General features: G+C 47.7%; 9 protein-coding genes. 2 read left to right on the top strand and 7 right to left on the bottom strand.

Translation table 11 applies throughout. The features are described from left to right. The first annotated feature begins 317 nt into the window (after window positions 1–317). Window positions 318–746, top strand: a complete 429-nt coding sequence (uspC, locus tag E0D98_RS18905; protein WP_000122419.1) for a universal stress protein UspC — start codon at window positions 318–320, stop codon at window positions 744–746. 6 nt (window positions 747–752) lie between these two features. On the opposite strand, the gene otsA is transcribed toward uspC, so the two are convergent. The 5 genes from otsA to araF all read right to left on the bottom strand — a co-directional run bounded on the left by otsA (window position 753) and on the right by araF (window position 6693). Continuing rightward, complete coding sequence (otsA, locus tag E0D98_RS18900) at window positions 753–2177, bottom strand: alpha,alpha-trehalose-phosphate synthase (RefSeq protein ID WP_001295646.1); 1425 nt, start codon at window positions 2175–2177, stop codon at window positions 753–755. Then, window positions 2152–2952 carry a trehalose-phosphatase gene (otsB, locus tag E0D98_RS18895; protein ID WP_001307855.1) on the bottom strand — a complete coding sequence of 267 codons (801 nt, stop codon included), beginning with the start codon at window positions 2950–2952 and terminating at the stop codon, window positions 2152–2154. The genes otsA and otsB overlap by 26 nt, the downstream gene beginning before the upstream one ends. A gap of 166 nt (window positions 2953–3118) precedes the next feature. Then, entirely contained in the window at window positions 3119–4105 is a 987-nt protein-coding gene (gene araH / locus E0D98_RS18890; RefSeq protein ID WP_059219421.1) for an arabinose ABC transporter permease AraH, read from the bottom strand. 14 nt (window positions 4106–4119) lie between these two features. After that, window positions 4120–5634 (bottom strand): arabinose ABC transporter ATP-binding protein AraG, encoded by a 1515-nt coding sequence (gene araG / locus E0D98_RS18885; RefSeq protein ID WP_001187772.1) that lies wholly within the window; start codon window positions 5632–5634, stop codon window positions 4120–4122. A 69-nt stretch (window positions 5635–5703) separates the two neighbouring features. Then, window positions 5704–6693, bottom strand: coding sequence for an arabinose ABC transporter substrate-binding protein AraF (gene araF, locus E0D98_RS18880; RefSeq protein ID WP_000548675.1), 990 nt, complete (start codon window positions 6691–6693; stop codon window positions 5704–5706). 796 nt (window positions 6694–7489) lie between these two features. On the opposite strand from araF, the gene E0D98_RS18875 reads away from it, so the two are divergent. Then, entirely contained in the window at window positions 7490–7993 is a 504-nt protein-coding gene (locus tag E0D98_RS18875; RefSeq protein WP_000179469.1) for a non-heme ferritin-like protein, read from the top strand. A gap of 78 nt (window positions 7994–8071) precedes the next feature. On the opposite strand, the gene yecJ is transcribed toward E0D98_RS18875, so the two are convergent. Both yecJ and azuC read right to left on the bottom strand, forming a co-directional pair. Continuing rightward, window positions 8072–8323: a DUF2766 family protein YecJ gene (yecJ, locus tag E0D98_RS18870; RefSeq protein WP_000082127.1), complete on the bottom strand. Its 252-nt coding sequence runs from the start codon at window positions 8321–8323 to the stop codon at window positions 8072–8074. Between the two features lie 114 nt (window positions 8324–8437). Further along, a complete protein-coding gene (gene azuC, locus E0D98_RS18865) occupies window positions 8438–8524 on the bottom strand; it encodes a stress response protein AzuC (RefSeq protein ID WP_010723106.1) in 87 nt (28 codons plus the stop codon). Between the last annotated feature and the right edge of the window lie 104 nt (window positions 8525–8628).

The raw sequence follows: 8628 nt of genomic DNA, 5'->3' as shown, positions 1-8628 counted from the left end.
ATGCAATACCAGATAAGCTATTTTTAAACAGACACTTACCGCACAACAAACTAATTAAATACAAAGAAAGGCAACAATCAACTTAATGTTAATGAAATGTTTTACATATATTAACCACTTGTTTAATGCGGAGAATCAGTACACTATTTTCTTATAATTACATTTGAAATTATATGATCACCGGGAGTGATTGATTAATTGTCTTTACTAATAATCAGACTAATATTTACCTGTTTGACCGAGTTGGGATTGCGTCGTTTCTCCATTAGGAGTAAAGCTTTAATGTCACCTGAAGTTCACAGAATAAGGAACAGGTTATGAGCTATAGCAATATTCTTGTCGCTGTTGCGGTTACACCGGAAAGTCAGCAACTGCTGGCAAAAGCGGTATCTATCGCCAGGCCAGTAAAGGGACACATCAGTTTAATTACTCTCGCTTCCGACCCGGAAATGTACAATCAATTAGCCGCGCCGATGCTTGAAGATTTACGCAGCGTGATGCAAGAAGAAACGCAAAGCTTTCTTGATAAGTTAATTCAGGATGCGGGGTATCTCGTTGACAAGACGTTTATTGCCTACGGTGAGTTAAGCGAACATATTCTGGAAGTATGTCACAAACATCATTTCGATTTGGTGATTTGCGGTAATCACAATCACAGTTTCTTTTCGCGAGCATCCTGCTCGGCGAAAAGAGTTATTGCCTCAAGTGAGGTCGATGTGCTGTTAGTTCCACTTACGGGAGATTAACCGCTCCTACGCAAGCTTTGGAAAGGTAGCAACTTTATCGCGCTGCTGGCTTTCCGCGCTTCGCGGAACTATCTGCTTTAGGTCGCTAATGAAGCACTCCTGCCAGTGGTTAATATCGTTTTTCACGATAACGTCCAGCATTTCTGCATGACGGGAAATACGTTCCGCCAGCGACATAGTCAATGCACGATCCAGCGCAGCTGCAACTTCGTCACGATCGTAGGGGTTAACAATTAACGCCGACGTTAACTCGTTTGCCGCTCCCGCAAATTGCGAAAGAACAAGAACGCCCGGGTTGGCTGGGTCCTGAGCAGCAACATACTCTTTTGCTACCAGGTTCATCCCGTCACGCAGTGGCGTCACTAAGCCCACGTCAGAGTAGCGGAATATTTTCATCAGTAATTTACGGTCAAAATGCTGATTCAAATAATAAAGCGGCGTCCAGCCTAATTGCCCGTATTTACCATTAATTCGTCCAGCTTCATTTTCGAGCTGATGACGAATATCCTGATAGGCTTGCACATCACCACGCGACGTTGGTGCAATCTGGGTATAACGAATTTTACCATGATGCTGCGGATATTTTTCCAGCAACGCTTCATAGGCGAGAAAACGCTCTGGCAAACCTTTGGAATAATCCAGCCGTTCGACAGAAAAGATATTTTGTACGTTTTTCAGTTCCGCTTTAAGTTGCGCCAGTTTTGGCGGCAGTGGCCCGGCAGCCTGTTTGGCTATTTCTTTCGGTTCAATGCCGATCGGGTAGACTTCTGTTCGAAATGCTTTGCCCCAGGCTGTATGGCTTTTTGCGCTACGTGTCGTGACGCGGGTCAGGTTAGAAAGACAATCCAGGAACGCCAGACGATCGTTTTCTGTCTGGAAACCCAGCAAATCATAATCACAAAGCTGTTCAAGCAAGGTGTCATATGTCGGCAGCGCGTTGAAGATTTCCGGTGTCGGGAAAGGAATATGCAGAAAGAAACCAATGCGATTATTCACTCCCCGTTTGCGTAATTCATGCGCAAATGGCAACAGGTGATAATCGTGGATCCAGATAATGTCATCGTCTTGCAACAGCGGCAGTAATTTATCTGCCAGCAACGCATTTACGCGTAGATAGCCGTCCCAGGCAGGACGCTGAAATTGCACCAGATCGAGCCGATAATGAAAAGCGGGCCAGAGAACGGCATTGGAGAATTGGTTGTAGTATTCGTCAAGGTCCTGTTCGCTGAGGTTAAAAGAGGCCCACGTAATGTTACCTTTTTTCACCTTTTTTAGCGGCTGATCCTCATTCCCTGTTTCACCACTCCAGCCAAACCACAGTCCGCCTGCGGCTTTCAGTGCCCCCAGTATGCCAACGGCAAGGCCACCGGCACTGGCGGCGTGCTCGTCTGGTGGTGCAATCCGGTTAGATACTACGACTAAACGACTCATAGTCATCACTCCTGTTATTTTCTCTTTTTTGTTGTAATGCGGTGGTTATCATTTCAAGCCAGCTCCAGACATCCGGCACACCCGCCAGTCGCCATGATGCCTGAGTTGCACCTGTGCCAATTTTTACTGACATTCCGCCCAGTCGGTTAACGACTGCGAAGCCAGATTCATCGGTTAAATCATCGCCCAGAAATACGGGCGTTCGCCCGATAAAGGGAGCTTCCTGCATAAAAGCTGCAATTGCCTCACCTTTACTGGTACCTCTCGGTTTGATCTCGACAACACACTTTCCCTGCTGTAACGCCATTTGTGGCCAGATCTGAGTAATACGTTGCGCTAATGTCATTAATGCGTCTTCATGCTGCGGAGCCTGACGATAATGCAGCGCAAAAGCCATCCCTTTCGTCTCCAGCTCCGCACCGGGATACTGGGCGATGACCGTATGCAGTTGCACGCTAATATCACGCGCAATCGCATCCGGCAGATGAACGATATGTGTTTTACCATTGATGTCACGGCGCTCCGCCCCATGCACGCCCGCTAACGGGAAGCGATAAGGTTTTGCCAGTGCGTCAAGCTCCACCATTGAGCGCCCTGATATCAATGCCAATGCACCATCACTTGCGGTTGCCAGTAGCTGTAGTCCTTGCAGAATATTGTCAGGCACGACGACCTGATCGGGATGCGGTTTGATTTCCGCCAGCGTTCCATCGAGATCAAAAAACCAGGCATATTTCGCGGATAGTTCAGGGGTTTCGGTTAACGGTTCTGTCACCCGGTTCTCCTCCTTCTCTTTTCTTATTGTGTTGCGCAGAACGCGCTTTACAGACATGTAAGTATAGACAGTGTGACGGGGGTCGCCATTTGCAATGAAGAACAGCCAACCGTTGTGGCGGCTGGCTGTGGTGGGAAAAAACGTTAAATTGTTGTGGAAAAAAGCATCAGACAGTGCGTTTCGCTTTTTGCTTGTAACGGTCGAAGATCACCGCTGCCAGCAGGATTAAGCCGCGAACCACGTACTGCGCGAAAGGAGAAATATTAAGCAGGTTCATGGCGTTTTCCACGGTGCCTAAAATTAAGATACCCGCCACCACATATGAGATTTTTCCGATGCCACCTTTCAGAGAAACGCCACCTAAAACGCAGGCGGAGATAACAATAAGCTCATAACCAATCGACGTCATTGGCTGCCCACTAGTCATACGTGAAGCCAGAATAATTCCGGCTATCGCAGATACCAGGCCAGAGAGAACAAAGATAATAATTTTGGTGCGAACAACCGGTACACCCGCCAGACGCGCAGCCTCTTCGTTCCCGCCAATCGCCAGGGTATTACGACCAAAGGTGGTTTTATTCAGCAGCAAACCAAAGATAATCAGACACGCGACGGTGAGCCAGATTGGCGCAGGCAGACCGAACCAGTTAGCGTAACCAAGGGCAAAGAAGCTTTCATCTTCGATACCGACCGCTTTACCGTCTGAAATGATGTACGCCAGACCTCGAACAATCTGCATCGTTGCCAGTGTCGTGATCAGAGCATTTATTTTCAGTTTGGCGATAACAAAGCCATTGACCAGGCCACAGAGTATGCCAAGCAGCAACCCCGCTGCCACGCCAATCCACAGGCTTTCAGTCAGGTTGATAACCACCGCCGTGGTGACACCCGCACAGGCAATTACGGAGGCGACAGAAAGGTCAAAGTCACCGGAAGCAAGGCAGAACAACATGCCACACGCCACCATCCTCGACATGGAAATTGCCAGGCCCAACCCTTTCATATTAATAAAGGTGGCAAAATTTGGGACAAAAATGGCACAGGCGATAAAGAGCACCGCAAACACCACCAGCATGCCGTACTGATCCCAGATACGCCCGAAGCTGAATGACGACTTAGGTGCGCCAGACCCCGATGTAGAAACAGAAGACATCATACTCTCCTTACTCAGGCAACAGCCTGGCTGACTTTAGGCATCGCAAGGCTCAGTGCCTGACGCTCATCTGCCTGCTCGTGTAACAATTCACCGGCGATTTCACCTTCCCGCATCACCACAATCCGGTCGGCAACGCCGAGGACTTCAGGTAAGTCGCTGGAGGCAAACAGCACCGCCACACCCTGCGCCGCCAGCGCATAAATCACGTTATATATTTCGTGCTTAGCACCAACATCAATGCCGCGCGTAGGTTCATCCAGCAAAATGACCTTCATCTCTTCCGATAACCAGCGGCCCAGAATGGCTTTTTGCTGATTTCCGCCTGAGAGATTCATGATCAGTTGCTCAGCGCCCGGCGTTTTGATGTTGAGCGAACGAATGTGGTGATCGGCATTGTTTTCTTCCCAACCGTTGTTGATTACACAACCGCCGAGCACATGTTTACGTCTGGCACTGATGTTGATATTGTCGCGAACGGAGTGCACGGGAATAATGCCTTCCGCTTTGCGATCTTCCGGGCAGAGCATCATGCCTGCGGCAATGGCGTGGCTCGGTTTACGAATATCGATCGGCTGTTGGTCGATATAAACCTGACCGGCGGTGATTTGCGTCCCGCCAAACAAGCCTTTCATTAATTCGCTACGCCCCGCCCCTACCAGACCAAACAGCCCAACAATTTCACCACTGCGAACCGCCAGACTTATTGGCGTACGCACGCCTGGTGCTTTCACAGCATCAAGACGCAGGCGCTCCTCGCCATAACTACGAGGTTGCCAGCCGTAGATATCGCCAATGTCGCGCCCGACCATCGCCTGCACCAGCGCGTCGTGGTCAACCTGCTGCATATCGGTAAAGGTTTTGACATAACGTCCATCTTTAAAGACAGTGATGGCATCGCTGAGGGCAAATATTTCTTCCATACGGTGAGAAACGTATAAGATCACCCGCCCCTCTTTTCGCAGTTCACGAATAACGCGGAAAAGATTGTCGATTTCGCGGGCAGAAAGGGAGCTGGTTGGCTCATCAAAGGCGATAATTTTAGCGTTACGCGCCAGCGCCTTGGCGATTTCAACCATCTGCCACTGACCAATGGAGAGATATTTCAGCGGCGTGTCCGGGTCAATATCCATACCAAGATGTTTAAGTTGTAAACCCGCCTCATAATTCAGCAATGAGCGATTCACAATGCCGCCTTTATGCGGCAGCTGGCCGAGATAGATGTTTTCCGCGACGGTCATTTCCGGCACGAGATGTAGTTCCTGGTAAATAATCGCCACACCCGCGTTAAGTGCTGCGGTCGTGTCGGAAAAGGACATTTCCTGCCCATTAATCACTACAGAACCCGTGGTTGGCGCATAGTTGCCGCTGAGGATTTTTAAGAGAGTTGATTTTCCTGCGCCATTTTCACCCATCAACGCATGAACCTGACCGGCATAGCAGTCAAAACTAATATCCGTCAGCGCCTTAACGCCGGGAAACGTTTTACCGATGCCGCAAAATGAGAGATACGGGGTAGACTGTTGCATAACGTCTCCGTGAATCACTGGTCGCTCACACCCCCTCTGCATCATGCAGAGGGGAATTTTTCCGGCAAATTACTTACCGCCTAAACCTTTTTTCTCCAGTTCTTCTTTAAAGTTGTCACGCGTGATCAGTACCACGTCGGTAACTTCGGTAAATTTTGGCGGTTCAACGTCTTTTGCTACCCAGTTGTAAAGCATTTCGCTGGATTTATAGCCATGTACGTCCGGGCTTGGCAGCAGGGAACCGTAGAAGCCGGTTGCCTGTGCTTTAGACAGTTCGCTCACCGCATCCACACCGTTAATGCCAATGCCGATGATATCGGCCGCTTTAAAGCCCTGACCTTCCGTCGCGCGTACGCCGCCCAGCACGGTGCTGTCGTTCATACCGACGATCAGCCAATGTTTAACTTCCGGATGTTGAACCAGCATTGAGTTGGCAGCGTCAAATGCCCCCGGGATGTCGTTAGATTTGGTAGGTACCTGATAAATTTGTTTTTCCGGGAATCCGGCCGCTTTCAGCGCATCCATAGATCCCGTAGTACGGCGGCGGGCGGTATCCAGTTCGTTGGCGGTAATCGCCATCACCGCGCTTTCTTTGACATCCCAGCCACGTTTCTGCATCTCTTTATACAGTTCCTGGCCCTGACGTTCGCCAATTTTAGTCGCCGCCATCATCACCAGCGGAACGGTATCCATTGGCTTACCTTTGGCGTTAACAAACTGGTCATCCACGGCAATGACTTTCATATCGTAGCCACGCGCTTTCGCGACGATGGCAGAGCCGAGTTTGGGGTCCGGAGTACAAATAACGAAACCTTTTGCGCCACTGGCAGCCAGGCTGTCGATCGCGTTCAATGTTTTTTCGCCATCCGGCACGGCAATCTTAATAACCTCAAACCCTAAATCCTTCCCGGCTTTATCGGCAAACTTCCATTCGGTCTGGAACCACGGCTCTTCCGGTTGCTTCACCAGAAAACCGAGCTTCAGGTTCTCCGCCATAGCGGATTGTGACATAACGGCTGCCAGACCAATGGCTGCCAGGGCTTTAGTAAATTTGTGCATGGTTCTCTCCAGCTTTAGTGTCGTTTTGTGTAGGGCAAAAACGAATGACATTCGTTAAATTAATCGGAAAACAAAGCATTACCTTTTAACTAAAAGATAAGTGACTGTGTTGACATAGTTTTAGCGAGAAATTAATTCTCCATAGGAGAGCAATATCACATCGCAGAATTACAGTGAGAACGTGCATAAATTTAGCGGGAAAAGACATAAGGGAAAGCCAATTTGTCAGACAAATTGTCGAATGCACAGCAGATTAATCCATAAGATTAGCCTGGAAATCCTTGTTGTCTTTGGTACCCATGCGGGATGTCTTCTTTTTAACCAGTCAATAGGCCGCATTACCTGGCGTTGAGTTTTTGAAATGGTGTAATAACCGCAACTCAAAGATGTGGAAAATGCACGTCATTCATTTCGCCATTAATTATCACTGTACTCATTAATTAACAGAACACGTATAATGAGAGCCATCTCGCAAAAATGAAAAAACGTTTTATAAAATCATCACTTCATCATGAATTCAAATTCATTGATTAATATCAACAAGATACAAAAAGCGCTATCATTAAAATTCATTGCAGTTACATTGATTTCATCAATGAAATGTAAAAATATATAAACTTGATGATTTAAGCATTTTCTTATACCCGTTCAGACGTTATTCTTATTTCAGATCATCGTCAGAATTGACTCCACGATCACATTTCGGACCGGCAGAAAGGAATTATTCTGCAAACAGTAATTATGGTGTTTTGATTTATCTTGCACCTCTCCACTTCTGGATATAAGGATATTAGGTATGGCAACCGCTGGAATGCTTCTCAAACTCAACTCTCAAATGAACCGCGAGTTTTACGCATCCAATCTCTACCTTCACCTGAGTAACTGGTGTTCTGAACAGAGTCTGAACGGCACCGCCACTTTCCTTCGCGCCCAGGCACAGAGTAATGTGACCCAAATGATGCGCATGTTTAACTTTATGAAGAGTGTCGGCGCTACCCCCATCGTTAAAGCCATTGATGTTCCCGGTGAAAAACTGAACTCTCTGGAAGAACTGTTCCAAAAAACGATGGAAGAATACGAGCAACGTTCTAGTACGTTGGCACAGTTAGCCGATGAAGCGAAAGAACTGAATGATGATTCAACCGTCAATTTCCTGCGCGATCTGGAAAAAGAACAGCAGCATGATGGTCTGTTGCTGCAAACCATTCTTGATGAAGTGCGCAGTGCGAAACTTGCGGGTATGTGCCCTGTGCAGACCGACCAACATGTTCTGAATGTCGTGTCACACCAGCTGCATTGATCATCATCGGCGCTAATGCATTGCGCCGATGAAGGTTTTGAGAAACCGCTGCCTCATCTGTTTGAAGCAGCGGTTTTTTTAATGGGATTCACCCTGTGGGGTAAACTTGAGTTCAATAAGCGCGATGGCTTTTTGGATTGCCCGCATGGTGACAGGGTCTGCGGCGGCGGGATGGTTAGTAAAGTCGATATTCTTCAGCTGACTGGACATTTTTTCACGAACTTCAACGGGCGCGATTACATCGAGAACATCCAGAATTTGTTTGATAACCAACTGGCAAGCAACCACATCAGAAACCAGTTCCTGATCGGCATTCAGCGGCTGGGACATCGTAAACTCCTGATAGCATTTTGAAAGCCGTTATAGTAGCGGCTTCACATCTTCAGCGATAGTCACATCCACCGTCATCAGGACACAAAAAAACCTGCCGGAGCAGGTTTTTTATTATCGGAACATATTGCCTGGCGGTACGTCTTTGAACGTCTTGCAATAGTTATTGAACATACTTTTCAGGATTTTGCGCAGTTTCATCGCGGCACTCCGACCATTTGTTATACAGGTGTTATTCTCTTTGCGCTTATAATATGACAACCATCACAAAAATCAATCTTTATGTGATACAAATCACATAAATA

Origin of the sequence: Escherichia sp. KCJ4928, assembly GCF_004352695.1 — a bacterium.
In the GTDB taxonomy this organism is placed as follows: Bacteria; Pseudomonadota; Gammaproteobacteria; order Enterobacterales; family Enterobacteriaceae; genus ECMA0423.
Note: the sequence above shows the minus strand (reverse complement) of the source record. Positions and strands in the feature narration are given on the sequence as shown.